The following is a 17539-nucleotide window of genomic DNA, read 5'->3' on the forward strand; positions in this document are numbered from 1 at the left end:
TTATTGCGCGATAACTTAAGCCTGTGGCTGAGTTACAACGTCTTTGATACCTTTCACGTCGATTTCAACGCGACGGTCTGGCGCCAGGCAGTCGATCAGGGCATTGCGGCCTTTCACGCTGTCACAGGTGTTGCCAGTAACTGGGTTAGATTTGCCCATACCACGTGCAGAGATCTTGTTAGACGGGATACCTTTTGATACCAGGTAATCGACTACAGACTGAGCGCGTTTCTCAGACAGTTTCTGGTTGTACTGCTCTGAACCGATGCGATCGGTGAAGCCCAGTACGACAACAGAACCGTCTTTCGGATCCATTGAGCTCAGCTGGCTGTACAGCTGATCCAGAGCCTGCTGGCCTTCTGGCTTCAGGGTTGCTTTGTTGAAGGTGAACAGCACGTCAGACTTCAGGGTGAAACGCTTGGTTTCAACAACTGGAGCTGGAGCTGGAGCCGGAGCTACAACTGGTGCTGCATCTTCATCCTGACCGAAGCGGTAAGAAACGCCGACGCTCAGCATGCTGTTGTCAGGACGCGCACCAACGGTACCTGCGTCACCGATGTTGTTAACCCACTGGTAGTCCAGGCGAGTCGCCCAGTTTTTGGTCAGTGCGTATTCAACACCAACAGCAGCCAGCGGAGAAACGCCGGTGTCGTGATCGCTGTGACGAACGCCATCGGTGCTCTGAGTAGAGTCTGCACGCCATACCATGCCACCCAGACGGGTGTACACGTCGAAATCTTCAGTGATTGGGTAGCTCAATTTAGCAGCCAGCTGAACGCCTTGTGCTTTGAACGCGCCATTGGTCACGTTACCTTTGTTAGGCATACGGCCCAACCAGTCGTAACCCAGCTCGAAGCCCAGGTACGGGTTAGCTTGGTAACCTGCGAATGCACCAGCTCCCAGCTGAGATTCGTGGGTTGGACCGTCGTTGTTCTCGTAACCGTTACCGTAGTAACCAGTATCGTGATACTGAGACCAGCCCAGTTTAGCACCGGTGTACCAGGTGTTATCTTTAGGAGCGGCCTGCGCTACGGTAGCGAAGCCAGCCAGTGCCACTGCAATTGCGATAGCTGTCTTTTTCATTTTTGCGCCTCGTTATCATCCAAATAGGCAATGAGCAAAAAGGTTGCTCTTTGTGTTAATCCTTCGCCGGGTCTAAACGCTCGCTTTTGACTCTACCGAAAAAACGGAGGTTATTGAGCACCCTGGCGAGCTAAAGTCTACAACGAGATTGGAAAGTTACAAGTATGATGTGAGGTCGAGCAGTAAAAAAACAGGGATTTATACACACATTTTAACAAATGACGTGGCAAAATCTTCGGTACTGAAATGAAAAAAAGCAGCTAAGCCATTGTCATAGCTGGCGGGAAAAGAATCAGTGGCTTAGCTTCAACTTCTGCAAAAAAAATGCTGAGAAAATTCCTGGATTTACTTAATGAAACAAATCTGACGGAATTTTTGCTGCTTTAGGTTGTCTGGAATGAGCATATTGATGCCCCTGCGGACGCAAAATGAGCCCAAGAGCATCACCTTCTGCAGCTGCTTTTTCCAATTCTGCACGCTCTTCATCACTTAATTCGTACGGAATCCAGGCTAATACCACGCTATAATTGCCCGTGCGCAGCGCTTTAACCATACTTTCTACCGTATTGAATCGCTCAGATTCAGTAATATGCATACTCTTTTCTAACGGTAATCCTGACTGTTGCATCCAGCTACGATTCGGCTTTTGCGCAGGAGTTAGCCATAGCTGCCAACGTGATTGCTCACTCAACTGTTTTAGTACCGGTAGAAGCATGAGTTGCATCATTCCAGGTTGTTCGCTGGATCGCAGTTCAGTGATTCCACCCAGCGAAGGCTGCGCTAAGCTTGAAGAAGCAAAACGATGAGAACGATCAGCAGGGCCAGAGAAATGAGTACGCATATTTTAATCACTCAGTAATGAACTGTATGAATATACAGTAATGGCTTCCTGGATAAAGATCAACCTCATTTTCTGATAATGCCTCGCAATTTCTGCACAAGATCCCTCGCTTCTGCTTTTATTCATTGAACAGCTAAATCGTTTTTTTTATCTTCTAAGCAAATGAATCTGAGAGCTTTTCTAGGAAATTTCCCGTGCATGGACTGAAATGAGGGGGCGTTATGAAAAGAAATAATCCGGTTGTTGAGCAATCTAAAGCGCAGTTAGCAGCATTAGGTAAAATTGAGTCCCGTACGCAATTTGGTGGTTATGCGCTGACCGTTGAGAAGGTGGTTTTCGCCTATATCAATGAGGATGCACTCTATTTACGTGCCAGTGAGGCACTCCATCACTATAACGCGAAGCGTTCTCTGGAACCGCTAGTCTATCGTAAGCGCGGGATGCCGGTAACACTGAGCTATTTCAAAGTCGATAAACTGCTTTGGCAAGACCCAGAACAATTACTGCATTTGTCGGCAAGCTCTCTACGTGCCGCTCAGGATGAAGCCGCGAGCAAATTAGTCTCATTGCGCTTGAAAGATTTGCCCAATCTTAGCCTGCGGTTGGAGTTGATGCTGCATAAAGTCGGTATCAGTTCGGTAAGGCTTCTGTGTGAAATAGGATCACGCCAAAGCTGGCTGAAGTTAAGGGCGGTGAATAAGCATATTGGCTTGAAAACGCTACTGGCATTAGAGGGCGCGATTTCAGGACACCATGAAGCGGCATTGCCAAGCGCAATTAGGGAGGAACTTTGTGCTTGGTATCTAAAAACGCTCCGCCAACATGCAGCGGCGGAGCATCTGCAACCTTAGTGGTTAATAAGTGAACGGCGCAGACGTGCAATCTCTGGCAGCAGTGCGATCAGCAAACCTAATTGTTGGACGACTAATGGTGCACGTCCATCTGAGCTGGTCTTCAACTCGCCTAAGCGCTGCATCAGGGCCTGCTGCATGTCTGTGGCCTGTGAATCTGTGACGCGTTCTACCTGCAGCACATCTTCAATAAAGCAGACCGCGTCATCCAGTAAGGTAAGCAATGTTCTATCCGCCAAACGCTCTCGATGTGCTCCAAGCGCCGAAATATAACTCAGGAAGGAGTGGTTCAGGCACAGTAGTCGAAACGCGTTTTCACGGAGCGGTTGCTGAAGCTTAAGTTCGCTACTGATGTTTGATACCACCGATGCAAGTTCTGCATCAGCATTGTGGGCATCACGGCGCGCCACGCGATAAGCCAGACGATTGTCCTTACCTTGGTGATATTGCTCCATTATCGCATCAAGATAACGGCAGTTCGCATCCAATGTCCGATCGGCCACCGCAGTAATTTTGCGGAAACGCCAATCCGGCCATACAAAGGCCACGGCTAGCCAGGCTAAACCACAGCCAAGTAAAGTATCCACCACTCGTGGCAATGCCACTTCAAATCCTTCACCCAGCAAATTAAAACAGAGCAGGACCAGCAAGGTGATAAATAAAGTGGCTTGCGCGTATTGAATCTGTCGAAAGGCGAAGAAGAGAACACCACTCAACACAATCAATACCAGCTGACCCTCAATGGAGGGGACCAGCCACAACACGGGAAGGCCGATGGCAATACCTGCTAGCGTGCCGCCAATACGTAGGGCAAGCCGTCTGCGAGTGGCATGGTAATTGGGCTGGCAGACGAACAGGCTGGTAAGCAAAATCCAGTAACCACGCTCTACGCCGGTGATTTGAATAAATGCATAGCCAACACAAAGTACCAGTGACATTCGCACCGCGTGGCGAAACAGCGCGGAGTGGGGGCTGAGATGGCGGCTTAAACGTAAGCGAATATCCGCCCAGCCGCTAAGACCTTCGCGTGAGAGATGGTTATCGCTCTGGATTGCGGGCTCAGTAAGCAGTTGTTCCGATTCAATGGATGCCAGCTGCGCATCAATGGCGCGCAAATTACGCAGCAGCCAAAACAACGCGCGAATATGGGGATCCTGTGGCTCATTTTGCTGCAGACGCTGCAGAGCGGTTTCCAGCCGCTGGAAGGCCCGTTCAAAGTGGCTGTCATGATGCCAGGATTGACGCAGTAAAATCGTCTCCGCCAGTTTTCGGCACGCCTGCGCCTGCATATTCATCAATCGCTGGAAGCGGAACAGCACTTCGTTATAGCGCCAGTTATCACGCAGCAGGTGATATTGCAGATGTGAAGAGCTGGCCCGTTCATGGATATCCTGAGCGACAAAATAGTAGTGCAGGCTTCGACGTGTACTACGCGACCCACGATCGCCTCGTAGCCGGCTTTGAATAGTCGTTTTCGTGAGATTGAGCTGCGCGACTAATTGGCTGTTCACCATTGCCGTAGCAACAAGCGTGGCATCATCCTGTTCGCCGCCGTCGGGATCGAACAAGTTTGCTTTGGCTTCGAGATAGCGTGCCAGTTGGGAAAAGCTTCCCGCCAGTTGTTCCTGTACGGGACGCACCGGAAACATCAAATGACCGATAAACGTCAGTAAGTTATACCAGAGGGCGCCAATCAGTAGCAGCGAAGGTTGCAGCCACCACTGCGTAAACAGTCCTATACCGAGCATGGTATAGACTGCAATCAGCAGTGCGCCGAAGGCGATAGTGGCGTAGCGTTGCCCCAGTGCGCCGAGCAAAATAAAGCCCCAGCTGGAAAGCGCCAGGCCTAACCCAAATGCCCACGGATGCGGGAACAGAAGTTCGACCGAGACCGACGCGATGCAGAAACAGATAAGCGTAATCAAAAGATTGCGAACGCGCCCAATCCAGCGGTCGTCAAGGTCGGCCAGAGCCGCCGCTACCACGCCGAGCGTCAGCGGAATCGTCCACTCAATTTGGTGCAGCCACCACGGCACCGCCGCACATCCGGTCAAGGCAAAAAAGATGCGTAGCAGATAGCGTAAGCTGCTATTGAAAAAATAGCGGCGCCAGCCCGGCAAGGCGTTATGCATCATTGAACGGCCTCAGTAGCGACGACGCGCATTGGCTTCACGCGCTGCCTGCGCTTCTTCTACCGATACCACGCGACGTCCCACTGGCCACAGCGCAATTGCAGCAATTTTAAAATTGGCGATGCCAACAGGAATGCCAATGATAGTCAGGCATTGCACAATACCGGCTGAGATGTGGGCCAGACATAGCCACCAGCCAAACAGTATTAACCAGAAAATATTCAGGAAAGTGCCGCCGGTGTTCATCACATGGCTTTTGCTGTCAGGACGCAGTACATCAACATGTACCGCTTCGTTGCCGAATGGCAGCAGCGATAATTTGGTAATTTCCCAGCAGGAGCGCGTCAGCGGCAGCGTAAAAATCAACACAATGCTGATTAAGGTGGCAAATAGCCAACTCAATGTGGTGAAAAAACCACCGAGAATAAAATTCAGTATATTTAAAACAGTACGCATAACGCGATTTTCCTTTTGCAATCCGCAATATGTGGCGCCAAGTTTAGCGCTTTTTAAGGCTGGAGCGTCAAGTGTCTGACAGGTAAACTGCGCGATAATCGAATTCCATATGACGGTGCGGGAATGGAACTGAAAGCAACATCAATGGGTAAGCGTCTGGCACAGCATCCCTATAATCGGGTTCGACTGCTGGCTGCTGGCGTGGAAGTCAGTGGCGATCGCCATGAATATTTGATCCCGTTTAACCAGTTAATCAGTATTGCCTGCAAGCGTGGCATGGTGTGGGGCGAGCTGGAATTTCAGTTGCCAGATGAGAAAGTTGTTCGCCTGCACGGCACCGAGTGGCAGGAAACGCAGCGCTTTTTCCACTATTTACAGCACGCATGGCAGCAGTGGAGCCTGGAGATGAGCGACGTGAGCGCTGAGGTGCTTGTCGCGCTGGAACAGGAAATCCATGCTTTCATCCAGCAGGACCGCTGGTTGAAACGCAGTGAGCTGAATACGGTAAAAGAGAGCATCATGCGGCAGTTTTCCGCGTTACCGCTACCTCTTGCTCGCATTGCAGAATTCGATAATTGCCGTGACCGCTGGCATTTCTGTCAGCAATGGCTGGATCAAGGTGAAACGGCCATTCGCCAGCGCAATCGCGAATGGACCGCCAGGATCCTCAAGGATTATCACGAATTTTTCTCCACGGTAGAAACCACGCCGCTGAATTCCTCGCAGTGTGAAGCCGTGGTAAATGGCGAAGATGCACTGCTGGTGCTGGCGGGTGCGGGTAGCGGTAAAACATCTGTGCTGGTGGCGCGAGCGGGTTGGCTGCTGCAACGAAAGCTAGCGCAACCGGATCAAATTTTGCTGCTGGCGTTTGGGCGTCAGGCGGCTGAAGAGATGAATGACCGCATTCAGACGCGTCTGGGCGAGAGCGCGATTCAGGCGCGTACCTTCCATGCGTTGGCGCTACATATCATCCGCGAAGGCAGTAATAAACAGCCGGTAATCAGTAAGCTGGAAAGCGACAGCAAGGCGCGGCGGCATCTGCTGATAGAAACCTGGCGTGAGCAGTGCAATAGCAAAAAAGCGCAGGCCAGCGGTTGGCGCCAGTGGTTGCAGGATGAGCTTGAGTGGGGGATCCCCGAAGGACCGTTTTGGCAGGACGACAAACTGGCGCAGCGTGTAGCCTCACGCATGGAGCGCTGGCTCGGGTTAATGCGTATGCATGGCGGCGCGCAGGCAGCGATGATTGCAGATGTGGCAGAAGAACAGCGCGACAGCTTTAGTAAGCGCGTTAAGCTGATGGCACCCCTGCTTAAAGCCTGGAAAAGCGCCCTGAAAGAGGAAGGCGCAGTCGATTTTTCCGGGCTGATCCATCAGGCAATCGCCATTCTGGAAAAAGGCCGTTTCATCAGCCCGTGGAAGCATATTCTGGTGGATGAATTCCAGGACATCTCACCGCAGCGTGCTGCATTACTGACGGCTTTACGCCAGCAAAACAAACGAACCAGCTTGTTTGCCGTGGGCGATGACTGGCAGGCCATATATCGCTTCAGTGGCGCAGAGATGAGCCTGACGACAGCGTTTCATCACTATTTTGGTGAAGGGGATCGCTGCATACTCGATACCACATATCGTTTTAACGATCGCATTGGTGAAATTGCGAATCGTTTCGTCCAGCAAAACCCGCACCAGCTGCGCAAGCCGCTTAACAGCCTGAGTAAAGGCAATAAGAAATCGGTGACGCTATTACCGCAGGATCAACTTGAGCCGCTGTTCGATAAGCTTAGTGGTTATGCAAAACCTCATGAGCGGGTGCTGCTGCTGGCGCGCTATCATCATTTGCGACCGGCTATCCTGGATAAAGCCAAAACACGCTGGCCGAAACTGCAGATCGATTTTATGACGATGCATGCCAGTAAAGGACAGCAGGCGGATTTCGTGATTGTGCTTGGTTTGCAGCAGGGACGTGACGGTTTTCCGGCCGAAGCGCGGGAATCGATCATGGAACAGGGGTTACTACCGCAGCCGGAAGATTTCCCGGATGCGGAGGAGCGGCGTCTGGCATATGTGGCGATGACGCGCGCACGCCAACAGGTGTGGTTAATGTTCGATAAAGATCGGCCCTCAGTCTTTGTTGAACACTTCCGCGAATTGGGCGTGCCGCAAAGTCGTAAGGCCTGATGATTATGATTTCAGGCGATCGGCGAGGTAACGCTGATAGTCTGGAATTTGGATCTCAACCTGCTCAGCAAACATTGGCGACTGGATAATAAAATTGGCGGTGGTGCGATTAGTGGCGACAGGGATGTTCCAGACGGTCGCCAGCCGAAGCAGCGCTTTTACATCCGGATCGTGCGGTACCGCATTGAGCGGGTCCCAGAAGAAAATCAGCACATCAATTTTCCCTTCCGAGATCAACGCGCCTACCTGCTGGTCGCCGCCCATCGGGCCGCTCAGCATGGCGTTGACGTCCAATCCCGTATGACGATTAATCAGATTTCCCGTGGTGCCGGTAGCGTACAGGACATGGGTTTGCAGCGTATTTTGGTTGAATTGCACCCATTCCAGCAGCGAGGCTTTACAGTGATCGTGCGCAACGAGGGCGATATGTTTTTGAACGTTAAGGGTACGAACGGTTTGCTCCATAGGGCTTCCTGATTCTTCTCATGCATTATTTGTTAATGCAGGAGTTTACCCCTGGCGTTTCATTACTATCAACTTGTGCGTAATGTTTTCATCCAACTAATAAAACGCAGACGTGTGGCAGCATCAAAACGCTTAAACCAGCCCTGCAATGCGGGCAAATCGCTGGCGTCCTGCCAGGCATAGTCAAGATCCGACTGCTCTGCGGTGATAGTTAACGAATGAACGGCAAAACGCGGCACGGAGGCGGTATGTGCATCGCGGTTATAGTTCAGCATCGCCTTTTCGAAATCGTTATCACTTTCCCGCGGTAAACGATCGCGCAGACTTGTAATTTCATTGCCACTTTCATCAATTAGCTGGAAGTTGAGTGTTTTATCAAAGACGTTGCGTTCGTGACGATTATTCAGTGCCGGTAAGCGAATCGCAACGGAATGAGCATTGGCGGTAAAAGTGACAATCATTGGCACTGACTGAAAGTGAGTGGTATCTGCCGCTGGTTTTTCAACCCGAAAGAGAAATTGATGCTGTCCTCGTTCTAGCTCAAGACTTCCTGCACCTTTTAACAGCGAACCCGAAATTTTACGTCCATCCAGCACCAGCAGTTCAATCTCAGGATTGAGCTTAAGGGTGATGGCATGGCAAGACGCCGATACGAGCAACACGAGTAAACTCGTAACAGTCCAAGACAGCTTCATTTCAACTCCCGGCAGCAGGGGGGATAAATCGATTATGTGTAGCAAATTATTACATTATGGCAGTTAATTTACATTTTAACATATTTATTCGTGCTGCTGCGCAAACTTCTCATGCAAGGCGCTTGCAGTGAAGATCGCATTGCCATCTACACTTAAGCGAATGAACCAGGAGAAAAAAGATGAATGATCAAACAATCCGCGATGTGCTAACCAAAACTAAACGTATCGCATTGGTAGGCGCCAGCGATCGCCCCGACCGACCAAGCTATGGCGTAATGAAATATCTGCTCGATCAAGGCTATGAGGTGATTCCAGTGAGTCCTAAACTGGCTGGGAAGCAGCTGCTTGGCCAAACGGCGTATGCCACGCTGGCAGAGGTTCCAGGAAAAGTGGATATGGTTGATGTGTTTCGCAATGCCGAAGCAGCATGGGGCGTGGCGCAGGAAGCGATCGCTATTGGTGCGGATACCTTATGGCTGCAGCTGGGCGTAATAAATGAACAGGCCGCGGTTTTAGCGCAGGATGCCGGAATGACGGTAGTGATGGACCGCTGTCCTAAGATTGAAATACCGCGACTGGGGATAACGCATTAAGTAGAAACGGCGACCTGAGTCGCCGCTTTCGTTAATGTCGCAGGCTTGGTGCCTGCAGCTGCTGCCGAATAGAAGCGGCTAACTCATCCATTGAGGGTTGTTCAGGATGCTCGAACGAGGTTTCACCCGCGAGCTGCACCTCAGCGACGTAAGTATGCACCTGATCGCCTTCTTCATCTTCCATTACCACGTGATACCAGGGCGCGGCGCGTAATGCTTCGCTAGAAGCAACATCATCGACTTCTGGCTCATCAAGCGAAAACTCCGGATCGACATCCACGATAACGCCGAGCACCCCGGAGAGACGATGCCGGACTTGCTGTCCAATTCCAAATTTAGTCGTAATCATTGTGACCTCCCAAAAGACTGCCCTGCTACCGATATGGAGGCAGGAACAGCGTTTTCAAGTCACAGCACGCGGCAGGCAAAACCTTTCAGATAAAGCCCTTCAGGATAGCTGGCGATCACTGGATGGTCGGCTGCCTGACGGAACTGCTCTATAAATTGTACATCACGACCAGCATCTACGGCGGCATCGGCGATGATTTTCTGGAATAAATCGGTCGGCATCAGGCCAGAGCAAGAGAACGTCAGCAGCACGCCACCGGGATTCAACAGCTGAATTGCCAGCATGTTGATATCTTTATAACCGCGACATGCCCCCATCAGCTGGTTCTTGTTTTCGACAAATTTCGGCGGGTCCATGACGATTACGTCAAACTTCTCCCCGCTGTCGCGATAGCGGCGCAGCAGTTTAAATACATCGTCACGCACGAACTGCGCGCGCGACACATCGAGGCCATTCAGCTCAACGTTTTGTTTCGCCACGTCGAGCGCATCCTGCGACGTATCAACGCTGATCACCTCGCGGCAGCCGCCCATCAACGCAGAAACCGCAAAACCGCCGGTGTAGGAGAAGCAATTCAGCACGCGTGCGTTTTCAGAGTAGCCACGCGTGGCATAACGGCTATCACGTTGGTCGAGGTAATAACCGGTTTTATGACCGCCCTGTATATCTACCAGCAACTTCATACCGTGCTCGGTGATAGGCAGCAGCGGTGGCGGCAGTTCACCTGAAACCGGCCCTTGCGCCAGTTCCAGTCCCTCTTTTTTACGTACCGCGACATCCGAACGATCGTATATAGCACAATCCGGGAAGCACTGTTGCAACGCTGAGACAATGGCCGGACGCTGATACTCGGCGCCGGCTGACAACAGCTGCAACACGAGGAAGTTGCCGAAACGATCGATGGTAACGCCTGGCATACCATCAGACTCACCGGCGATCAGGCGATAGCTATCCAACCCATCGCGTTTTGCCAGCCAGTCACGCCACAGCTGCGCTTGCTCAAAGCGGCGCACGAAGAAGGTGATGTCGATTGACTCATCCTGCTGCCAGCTCCAGACGCGTGCGCGAATTTGTGATTGCGGAGAATACGCGGCGCGAGCCAGCCACTTGCCATTGCTATCGCAGACATCAATGGTTTCACCAGACTGGGCTTTACCTTCCATACGTGCAACGGCACCCGAGAACACCCATGGATGGCGACGGAGCAGGGATTTTTCACGTCCCTTTGCGAGAATCAATCGAACGGTCATAGTTTGCTATGCTTACCTGAAAAAATGAGGCGCCATTTTCCGGCGGATGGCGGCAAATTGCAACGCAAGGTGAGGGGAGAACGTAATGGCAACCACATGCTGTAAAATTTGGGTGCATGGCATCGTGCAGGGCGTGGGATTTCGCTATCACACACAAACCCAGGCCAGGGCATTGAATGTTAACGGCTATGCACGCAATCTGGCGGATGGCAGCGTTGAGGTTTTGGCTGCCGGTGAAGCGCAGCAGGTCGATGCATTAATCAGCTGGTTAAAAGCAGGTGGGCCGCGCAGCGCGCGCGTGGATAAAGTGCTGGTGGAGCCGCATCAGCCGACAGAGCACCCCACCCGTTTTACTACCGGTTGATTACAGGCACTTAGCCGGTTTTGGCAATCCCGCGATTTTGGTGGCTTGTTTTGCTGGACCTTCCGGAAACAGGCGGAACAGGTAGCGGCTGTTACCTTTCTCCTCGCCATATTTTTGCGCCATAGCCTTTACCAGCATGCGCACTGCGGGTGAGGTATTAAATTCCTGATAAAACGCCCTGACAAAGTGCACAACTTCCCAATGTGCTTCACTCATCACGATCGCTTCCTGCTCCGCAATAGCGGCGGCGAGCGGCTCGCTCCAGTCCGCGCTATTTTTCAAATAGCCTTCCGCGTCAGTGGCAATCTCTTTACCGGCAAAAATCACAGTTGTTCCTCATTACGTTAATCGACACATTGTAAGTTCGCCCGGCCACAAAAAGCAAAAACCCCGCCGAAGCGGGGTTTAACAACCGTTGCGTTAATTTAATCGCGGTTAGCGAAGCCCAACAGGCTCAACAGGCTAACAAAGATATTGTACAGCGATACATACAGGCTCACGGTCGCGCGAATATAGTTGGTTTCGCCACCCTGAATAATGTTGCTGGTTTCCCATAGGATGGCGCCAGCAGAGAACAGGATGAACAGGGCGCTAATGGCCAGATGCAGCGCAGGCAGCTGCAGGAAAATGTTGGCAACCACGGCTACCAGCAGTACCACAAAGCCCGCCATCATCATGCCGCCGAGGAAAGACATATCGCGGCGGGTCGTCAGCACATAGGCCGAGCAACCGAAGAACACCAGCGCGGTACCCCCCAGCGCCATGGCAATCACATCACCCATGCCTGCGGTAAGGAACGAGCTGAGGATCGGGCCAAGGCAGTAACCGAGGAAACCGGTGAAGGCGAAGGCCGCGAGAATACCTGCTGGGCTGTTGGCGAGGCGATGCGTCAGGAACATCAAGCCATAAAAACCAACCAGCATCAGAATTAAGCCCGGTGAAGGCAGGGCAAACACCGTACTGAGCGTGGCGGTCACTGCAGAGAATGCCAGCGTAAAGCCGAGCAGGAGATAAGTATTGCGCAGCACTTTGTGGGTGCTGATTAACGACTGCTGCGACGAGCTAATAACTCTTTCCATCACGCGCTCCTTAAAGAGAGAAACACCAAATATGGCAAGAGGATACGCAGCGTCTCAAAGAGAGAAAAGGCGTTTTACCCATCTTTACGCGATAAATTGCTGTTTCACTGAGCAGAATGGCGAATTTGACGCCGAAAAAATAGAATTTGGCTGTTTTTCAGCCGAACGATTCAATACGGGCTTTACATCTATCGGGGGGGTGTTTATAGTGCGCCTCGTTGCGGAGAGATGGCCGAGTGGCTTAAGGCAACGGTCTTGAAAACCGTCGATGGGAAACCATCCCAGAGTTCGAATCTCTGTCTCTCCGCCACTCACTCTTGCAGAGTGACGCAACAAAAAAACAATCCGGAGGGATGGCCGAGTGGCTTAAGGCAACGGTCTTGAAAACCGTCGATGGGAAACCATCCCAGAGTTCGAATCTCTGTCCCTCCGCCATATTAAAGAAGCCCGCAGCAATGCGGGCTTTTTGCTTTTCTGCGTTCATAGATTCCGAAAAACATCGCGTTGCTTTTCAATCTGCTGCCGTTGCCCGACGGCACGCGCGTTTACTGCTATATTCCATTCACGGTTTTTGCAAACATCTGGCGATTTTCCGATGCAAGCTGGGTTACACTGTGCGGTAATTCGCTCTTTGGCGAGCTAATCGTTTGAAAGCCAGAGTGTTTCACTGATGAATTATGGAATAGGCACAATGATCAAGAAACTGAGTCTTTGCGCGTTGTCAGTTATCGCTGCGCTCCCGATGGGCATGTCCGCCTACGCGGCGGATGGAGATATGCAACTCCAGCAGGTGCTGATGTTAAGCCGTCATAATCTGCGTGCACCGTTAGCGAATAACGGTAGCGTGCTGGAGCAATCCACTAAAAAAAGCTGGCCGCAATGGGATGTTGCGGGTGGTGAGTTAACCACCAAAGGTGGCGTGCTGGAAGTTTACATGGGTAATTACACCCGTCAGTGGCTGGCGCAGCAGGGCCTGGTACAGAATGGCACGTGCCCAGATAGCAGCAATGTCTTTGTGTATGCTAACAGCCTGCAGCGCACTGTTGCTACCGCGCAGTACTTTATCACCGGCGCTTTCCCTGGATGTGACATCGCGGTTACGCATCAGGATGCGATGGGCACCATGGATCCTATCTTCAATCCCGTGGTTACCGACGGCAGCGATGAGTTCAATAAGAAAGCGCTGGCGGCGATGACAGCCGCGAATGAAAAACTGGCGCTTAAGCCGGCTTTCCAGCGCCTGGAAAAAATCGTTGATTACAAATCTGCACCGGCCTGTAATGGCAAAAAGCAGTGTGATTTGAGCAGCGGTGATAACACTTTCAGCGCGGATAACGGTAAAGAGCCCAACGTGAATGGACCGCTGAAGATCGGCAATTCGCTGGTGGATGCGTTCACGCTGCAATATTACGAAGGCTTCCCGGCCGATCAGGTGGCGTGGGGACAGATTAAAACACCTGAGCAGTGGAAAGAGCTGGCGGCGATCAAAAACGGTTATCAGGATGCGCTGTTTGCCTCCCCTGAAGTGGCGCGCGAAGTGGCCGCACCGCTGGTGGATTATATCCGCAGCCAGTTAGTCGATCAGGACAAAGCCAATGCGCCCAAAGTGACGCTGATGGTTGGGCATGATTCCAACATTGCCTCTTTACTCAGCGCGCTGCAGGTGAAGCCCTATGAGCTGCCGGGCAACGATGAGAAAACGCCAATTGGCGGTCAGGTTGTGTTTGAGCGTTGGCACGATGCGAAAAACAATAAAGATCTGCTGAAAATTGAGTACGTGTATCAAACCGCCGATCAGCTGCGCGATGCCGATGTGTTGAGCCTGAAGAATCCACCAAAGCGTGTCACGCTACAACTGGCAGGTTGTGAAACGGATGCCAACGGCTATTGCAGCTGGGATCAATTCTCTGGCGCATTGAATGGTGCACTGCAAGGTACACCGCTGCAACCCGCTGCGGCCCCAGCGCCGGCGGAACAGCCTGCACCAGCAGCTGCGAATGATGACGCGAAGCAGAAAGATCAGGCCGCGGCTGATAAAGCAGCAGCAGACAAAGCAGCAGCGGATAAAGCGGCGGCGGATAAAGAAGCGGCACAAAAAGCAGCTGAGGCCAAAGCGGCAGAAGAAAAAGTGAAAGCCGATAAAGCAGCTGACGATAAGGCTAAAGCAGAGAAAGCTACTGCACAAAAAGCGGCGGATGACAAAGCTAAAGCCGATGCCGCCGCAGCGCAGAAAGCACAAGCGGATGCGACGCCAGCCAAGCCGGCAGAAGCAGCCAAACCGGCACCGGCAACCAGTAACTAAAGTTGATACCAAAAGAAAACCCCGCCTCGGCGGGGTTTTTTATGCTGATTAATCTAGCCAGCCACGACCACCAGCTTATGGTTGGCAAACTCTTTGATGCCTAGATCTGACAGTTCGCGTCCATAGCCTGAACGTTTTACCCCACCAAACGGTAGCTCGGCAGAGGTATCACTCTGTGAATTGATGAATACCATGCCGGTTTCAATTTGTGAGGCCATTTTACGGCCGCGGGTGATGTCCTTCGTCCACACTGAACCACCAAGGCCATAATTAGAGTCATTAGCCAGCGCTACCGCAGCGCGATCGTCTGCCACAACATACACTTGGGCCACTGGACCAAAGAACTCTTGATAGTAAGCTGGATTTTCCGGTGTTAACCCAGTAAGGACCGTGGGCTGGTAATAACAGCCAACACCTTCAATCGCACGGCCGCCAAACTCTACGCGCGCGCCATGTTTCACCGCGTCATCCACCTGTTTTACCAGGCGATCGCGCGCATCTTTCGAGGAAAGTGGACCCAGCGTGGTTTTCTCATCCAGCGGGTCACCCGGCGTGGCGGACTGCAGGGCGGCGCTGAATTTCGCCATAAAGGTGTCCGCAATTTTCTCATGCAGAATAAAGCGTTTGGCCGCAGTACACACCTGGCCGCAGTTGCTGAGGCGGCCTTGTGCGCCCTGGCGAACCGCTTCATCAATATCGGCATCGTCCAGCACCACGAACACATCGTTACCGCCCAGTTCCAGCGTTGATTTTTTCAGGTGTTTACCCGCTTGCTCAGCTACCGCGCTGCCAGCACGTTCGGAGCCGGTTAGCGCCACGCCTTGTACGCGATGGTCGGCAATCAAATCCGCCACCTGATCGGTAGAGATAAACAGGTTAGTCCAGGCACCTTGAGGTGCTCCGGCTTCGGCTACCAGTTTCTCAAACACATCAGCGCAGTGCGGCACAATGTTGGCATGTTTCGCCAGCACCGGGTTACCCAGCGCCAGATTCGGTGCCAGTACACGCATCAGCTGGTAATAAGGAAAATTCCACGGTTCGACGGCAACAATCACACCAATCGGATGATATTCAAGCCAGGCGTCACCGACATCACTTTGATAGGGCTGCGGCTGTAAAAATGTGGCGGCATGTTCGGCGTAGTAGCGGGCGATTTGTGAACAGATTTTCACTTCCCCGCGGCTCTGCCCAATAAGTTTGCCCATCTCTTTACTGGCAATCGTGGCGAGTTCCTCAGCGCGTTGATCGATCAAATCGGCTAAACGATGCAATACCTGCAGCCGGGGCTGAATATCGCCTTTGCTCCACGCGGAATGAAAAAGCTCGTCAGCGGTTTTCAGTGCCTGCTGTGCATAGGCATCATCGTGCTCGTTCCACGCTTTTAACAGTTGGTTGTTGGCCGGATTGATACTTTGATAGGCTGACATACAGGACTCCCTGGAGATGTAAAGATAACGAAGGCGGGACATTGCCCGCCCAGAATTCAAACGTTTTTGCGCTCAACGGTTTTGTCATCCCAGGTCAGAACATCCTGGTCGGTCTTTTTGAAAGCGCGAATCAGCACGTCATCACTGCCTTGCTGACTCCAGATCTGCTCTGCCAAACGTTCGTCGTAGTTGGCTACCTCAAAAATGGCTTCAGCGATTTCGCGCGAGGTGTGGCGCAGCGAAGCCCATTCGCCCACGTGATGCTCTTTCGACTGTTCTGTTGTCATAAAAGTCTCCTGTTGTGGATTTTATCCTTGCAGCTTTACCGCCAGTTCGGCGACGTGTTGGCCCTGGTAACGGGCTATATCCAATTCTTCCGCCGAGGGTTGACGTGATCCATCTCCACCGGCAAGCGTGGTTGCGCCATAAGGCGTGCCACCACGCACGTGCGAGATGTCAAAAAGTTCTTTGGTGCCATAGCCGATGGGAACAATAACCATGCCGTGGTGGGCAAGGGTGGTCCACACCGAGGTGATGGTTTGTTCCTGCCCGCCGCCAGTGCCTGTTGAGGCGAAGACGCTGGCGATTTTGCCGTACAGTGCGCCCGAGGCCCACAGCCCACCGGTGCGGTCCCAGAAATTGCGCATCTGACCCGCCATATTGCCGAAGCGAGTAGGGGTGCCAACGATAATGGCATCGTACTGCGTTAGATCTTCCGGCACAGCTTCACGTGCCGCCTGATTGACTTTGCCGCCAACCTGGGCAAAACGCTCCGCGTCCATACTTTCCGGCACGCGGAGAATGGTAACGTCTGCACCGCTTACGCGCTTTGCGCCTTCCGCCACGGCCTGCGCCATGGTTTCAATGTGTCCGTACATCGAATAATAGAGCACTAAAATTTTTGCCATTGTTTTCATCCTGCTGGGGTGATGAGTACTCAGAAGTATAGAAGAGCCTGCGTAGGCTGCTGTACAGAGGATGACCAGACGCCAATAATGCGCGTCTAACTGCTTGTAACGCGGCGGTAAATTTGGCTTTTAGCAGATAAATGAGTGAATTATGTGTTTCAAAGTATGAATACGGGGCGGGATTTATCATGCTATTGGCTATTCTTTAAGCAGGTGAGCGGTATATCCTCACCCTGCTTTTCGCAGCGGCATTGTGAAAAGTCCTCAACCTGAATGCTCAATCCTGGAGGAAATGATGGCGCAACATCGTGGAGGATCAGGCAATTTCGCAGAAGATCGTGAAAGAGCCGCAGAGGCAGGTCGTAAAGGCGGCAAAAACAGCGGGGGTAATTTTAGAAACGACCCGCAACGCGCCTCTGAAGCAGGTGAAAAGGGGGGACGCAGTCGCAGCAAAAAATAGCGCGTCTGTTCACCATTCCCCCAACCGCCGGGTTAGCCCGGCGGTAACAATCATTGCAATTTCCATTCTCTCTAAGCAAACTGACCGCCAATTCACTCTTTTGGTG

General features: G+C 52.2%; 19 protein-coding genes and 2 tRNA genes. 8 read left to right on the forward strand and 13 right to left on the reverse strand.

The window, feature by feature from the left end; genetic code table 11:
- Positions 1 to 15: 15 nt before the first annotated feature.
- Positions 16 to 1083, reverse strand: coding sequence for a porin OmpA (gene ompA / locus AC07WB_RS06960; protein ID WP_097094331.1), 1068 nt, complete (start codon positions 1081 to 1083; stop codon positions 16 to 18).
- Between the two features lie 349 nt (positions 1084 to 1432).
- The gene (gene sulA, locus AC07WB_RS06965; RefSeq protein WP_097094330.1) at positions 1433 to 1924 is read right to left on the reverse strand and encodes an SOS-induced cell division inhibitor SulA; all 492 of its coding nucleotides are present in this window, start codon (positions 1922 to 1924) and stop codon (positions 1433 to 1435) included.
- A 221-nt stretch (positions 1925 to 2145) separates the two neighbouring features.
- Between sulA and AC07WB_RS06970 the strand changes: the two genes are divergently transcribed.
- Complete coding sequence (locus AC07WB_RS06970; RefSeq protein WP_494940230.1) at positions 2146 to 2775, forward strand: TfoX/Sxy family DNA transformation protein; 630 nt, start codon at positions 2146 to 2148, stop codon at positions 2773 to 2775.
- Here AC07WB_RS06970 and yccS read toward each other — a convergent pair.
- Together yccS and AC07WB_RS06980 are read right to left on the reverse strand one after the other, a co-directional pair.
- A complete protein-coding gene (yccS, locus tag AC07WB_RS06975; RefSeq protein WP_097094328.1) occupies positions 2772 to 4910 on the reverse strand; it encodes a YccS family putative transporter in 2139 nt (712 codons plus the stop codon). The genes AC07WB_RS06970 and yccS overlap by 4 nt on opposite strands.
- A 9-nt stretch (positions 4911 to 4919) precedes the next feature.
- Positions 4920 to 5363: a YccF domain-containing protein gene (locus AC07WB_RS06980; RefSeq protein ID WP_097094327.1), complete on the reverse strand. Its 444-nt coding sequence runs from the start codon at positions 5361 to 5363 to the stop codon at positions 4920 to 4922.
- Positions 5364 to 5486: 123 nt separating this feature from the next.
- Here AC07WB_RS06980 and helD point away from each other — a divergent pair, with 123 nt between their 5' ends.
- A complete protein-coding gene (gene helD, locus AC07WB_RS06985) occupies positions 5487 to 7541 on the forward strand; it encodes a DNA helicase IV (protein WP_494940231.1) in 2055 nt (684 codons plus the stop codon).
- Between the two features lie 3 nt (positions 7542 to 7544).
- Here the strand turns inward: helD and AC07WB_RS06990 are convergent, their stop codons facing one another.
- Together AC07WB_RS06990 and AC07WB_RS06995 are read right to left on the reverse strand one after the other, a co-directional pair.
- A complete protein-coding gene (locus AC07WB_RS06990; RefSeq protein WP_097094325.1) occupies positions 7545 to 8006 on the reverse strand; it encodes a methylglyoxal synthase in 462 nt (153 codons plus the stop codon).
- Positions 8007 to 8074: 68 nt separating this feature from the next.
- Positions 8075 to 8701, reverse strand: a complete 627-nt coding sequence (locus AC07WB_RS06995) for a YccT family protein (protein WP_345826934.1) — start codon at positions 8699 to 8701, stop codon at positions 8075 to 8077.
- Between the two features lie 179 nt (positions 8702 to 8880).
- On the opposite strand from AC07WB_RS06995, the gene AC07WB_RS07000 reads away from it, so the two are divergent.
- Positions 8881 to 9294, forward strand: coding sequence for a CoA-binding protein (locus AC07WB_RS07000; protein WP_097094323.1), 414 nt, complete (start codon positions 8881 to 8883; stop codon positions 9292 to 9294).
- A gap of 31 nt (positions 9295 to 9325) precedes the next feature.
- Here the strand turns inward: AC07WB_RS07000 and hspQ are convergent, their stop codons facing one another.
- Both hspQ and rlmI read right to left on the reverse strand, forming a co-directional pair.
- A complete protein-coding gene (gene hspQ / locus AC07WB_RS07005; RefSeq protein ID WP_097094322.1) occupies positions 9326 to 9643 on the reverse strand; it encodes a heat shock protein HspQ in 318 nt (105 codons plus the stop codon).
- A 59-nt stretch (positions 9644 to 9702) separates the two neighbouring features.
- On the reverse strand, positions 9703 to 10893 hold the full coding sequence (gene rlmI / locus AC07WB_RS07010; protein ID WP_345826933.1) for a 23S rRNA (cytosine(1962)-C(5))-methyltransferase RlmI: 1191 nt from the start codon (positions 10891 to 10893) through the stop codon (positions 9703 to 9705).
- Positions 10894 to 10978: 85 nt separating this feature from the next.
- On the opposite strand from rlmI, the gene yccX reads away from it, so the two are divergent.
- Positions 10979 to 11257 carry an acylphosphatase gene (gene yccX, locus AC07WB_RS07015; protein ID WP_097094320.1) on the forward strand — a complete coding sequence of 93 codons (279 nt, stop codon included), beginning with the start codon at positions 10979 to 10981 and terminating at the stop codon, positions 11255 to 11257.
- Here yccX and tusE read toward each other — a convergent pair whose 3' ends face one another.
- Positions 11258 to 11584 carry a sulfurtransferase TusE gene (tusE, locus tag AC07WB_RS07020; RefSeq protein ID WP_097094319.1) on the reverse strand — a complete coding sequence of 109 codons (327 nt, stop codon included), beginning with the start codon at positions 11582 to 11584 and terminating at the stop codon, positions 11258 to 11260. It lies immediately after the preceding gene.
- A 98-nt stretch (positions 11585 to 11682) separates the two neighbouring features.
- Positions 11683 to 12336, reverse strand: a complete 654-nt coding sequence (yccA, locus tag AC07WB_RS07025) for an FtsH protease modulator YccA (RefSeq protein WP_097094318.1) — start codon at positions 12334 to 12336, stop codon at positions 11683 to 11685.
- Between the two features lie 222 nt (positions 12337 to 12558).
- On the opposite strand from yccA, the gene AC07WB_RS07030 reads away from it, so the two are divergent.
- The 3 genes from AC07WB_RS07030 to agp all read left to right on the forward strand — a co-directional run bounded on the left by AC07WB_RS07030 (position 12559) and on the right by agp (position 14638).
- Positions 12559 to 12646 (forward strand) — tRNA-Ser (locus tag AC07WB_RS07030).
- A 37-nt stretch (positions 12647 to 12683) separates the two neighbouring features.
- Positions 12684 to 12771, forward strand: a tRNA-Ser gene (locus AC07WB_RS07035).
- Positions 12772 to 13027: 256 nt separating this feature from the next.
- Complete coding sequence (agp, locus tag AC07WB_RS07040; RefSeq protein WP_494940232.1) at positions 13028 to 14638, forward strand: bifunctional glucose-1-phosphatase/inositol phosphatase; 1611 nt, start codon at positions 13028 to 13030, stop codon at positions 14636 to 14638.
- 53 nt (positions 14639 to 14691) lie between these two features.
- On the opposite strand, the gene AC07WB_RS07045 is transcribed toward agp, so the two are convergent.
- From AC07WB_RS07045 to wrbA, 3 genes are read right to left on the reverse strand one after another with little or no spacing between them, the layout of a single operon-like run.
- Entirely contained in the window at positions 14692 to 16065 is a 1374-nt protein-coding gene (locus AC07WB_RS07045) for an NAD-dependent succinate-semialdehyde dehydrogenase (RefSeq protein WP_494940233.1), read from the reverse strand.
- A gap of 56 nt (positions 16066 to 16121) precedes the next feature.
- Positions 16122 to 16352, reverse strand: a complete 231-nt coding sequence (locus tag AC07WB_RS07050) for a YccJ family protein (RefSeq protein WP_097094315.1) — start codon at positions 16350 to 16352, stop codon at positions 16122 to 16124.
- A 21-nt stretch (positions 16353 to 16373) separates the two neighbouring features.
- The gene (gene wrbA / locus AC07WB_RS07055; protein WP_097094314.1) at positions 16374 to 16973 is read right to left on the reverse strand and encodes an NAD(P)H:quinone oxidoreductase; all 600 of its coding nucleotides are present in this window, start codon (positions 16971 to 16973) and stop codon (positions 16374 to 16376) included.
- 295 nt (positions 16974 to 17268) lie between these two features.
- Between wrbA and AC07WB_RS07060 the strand changes: the two genes are divergently transcribed.
- Positions 17269 to 17433, forward strand: a complete 165-nt coding sequence (locus AC07WB_RS07060; protein WP_071845623.1) for a con-10 family general stress protein — start codon at positions 17269 to 17271, stop codon at positions 17431 to 17433.
- Positions 17434 to 17539: the final 106 nt, after the last annotated feature.

Source organism: Pantoea sp. GW821-FHT03E06 (genome assembly GCF_059420725.1).

Excerpts from the sequence above, each read along its gene's own strand:
- ompA (WP_097094331.1), bottom strand. The coding sequence starts at position 1,083 with ATGAAAAAGACAGCTATCGCAATTGCAGTGGCACTGGCTGGCTTCGCT.
- sulA (WP_097094330.1), bottom strand. The coding sequence starts at position 1,924 with ATGCGTACTCATTTCTCTGGCCCTGCTGATCGTTCTCATCGTTTTGCT.
- AC07WB_RS06970 (WP_494940230.1), top strand. The coding sequence starts at position 2,146 with ATGAAAAGAAATAATCCGGTTGTTGAGCAATCTAAAGCGCAGTTAGCA.
- yccS (WP_097094328.1), bottom strand. The coding sequence starts at position 4,910 with ATGATGCATAACGCCTTGCCGGGCTGGCGCCGCTATTTTTTCAATAGC.
- AC07WB_RS06980 (WP_097094327.1), bottom strand. The coding sequence starts at position 5,363 with ATGCGTACTGTTTTAAATATACTGAATTTTATTCTCGGTGGTTTTTTC.
- helD (WP_494940231.1), top strand. The coding sequence starts at position 5,487 with ATGGAACTGAAAGCAACATCAATGGGTAAGCGTCTGGCACAGCATCCC.
- AC07WB_RS06990 (WP_097094325.1), bottom strand. The coding sequence starts at position 8,006 with ATGGAGCAAACCGTTCGTACCCTTAACGTTCAAAAACATATCGCCCTC.
- AC07WB_RS06995 (WP_345826934.1), bottom strand. The coding sequence starts at position 8,701 with ATGAAGCTGTCTTGGACTGTTACGAGTTTACTCGTGTTGCTCGTATCG.
- AC07WB_RS07000 (WP_097094323.1), top strand. The coding sequence starts at position 8,881 with ATGAATGATCAAACAATCCGCGATGTGCTAACCAAAACTAAACGTATC.
- hspQ (WP_097094322.1), bottom strand. The coding sequence starts at position 9,643 with ATGATTACGACTAAATTTGGAATTGGACAGCAAGTCCGGCATCGTCTC.
- rlmI (WP_345826933.1), bottom strand. The coding sequence starts at position 10,893 with ATGACCGTTCGATTGATTCTCGCAAAGGGACGTGAAAAATCCCTGCTC.
- yccX (WP_097094320.1), top strand. The coding sequence starts at position 10,979 with ATGGCAACCACATGCTGTAAAATTTGGGTGCATGGCATCGTGCAGGGC.
- yccA (WP_097094318.1), bottom strand. The coding sequence starts at position 12,336 with ATGGAAAGAGTTATTAGCTCGTCGCAGCAGTCGTTAATCAGCACCCAC.
- agp (WP_494940232.1), top strand. The coding sequence starts at position 13,028 with ATGATCAAGAAACTGAGTCTTTGCGCGTTGTCAGTTATCGCTGCGCTC.
- AC07WB_RS07045 (WP_494940233.1), bottom strand. The coding sequence starts at position 16,065 with ATGTCAGCCTATCAAAGTATCAATCCGGCCAACAACCAACTGTTAAAA.
- AC07WB_RS07050 (WP_097094315.1), bottom strand. The coding sequence starts at position 16,352 with ATGACAACAGAACAGTCGAAAGAGCATCACGTGGGCGAATGGGCTTCG.
- wrbA (WP_097094314.1), bottom strand. The coding sequence starts at position 16,973 with ATGGCAAAAATTTTAGTGCTCTATTATTCGATGTACGGACACATTGAA.
- AC07WB_RS07060 (WP_071845623.1), top strand. The coding sequence starts at position 17,269 with ATGGCGCAACATCGTGGAGGATCAGGCAATTTCGCAGAAGATCGTGAA.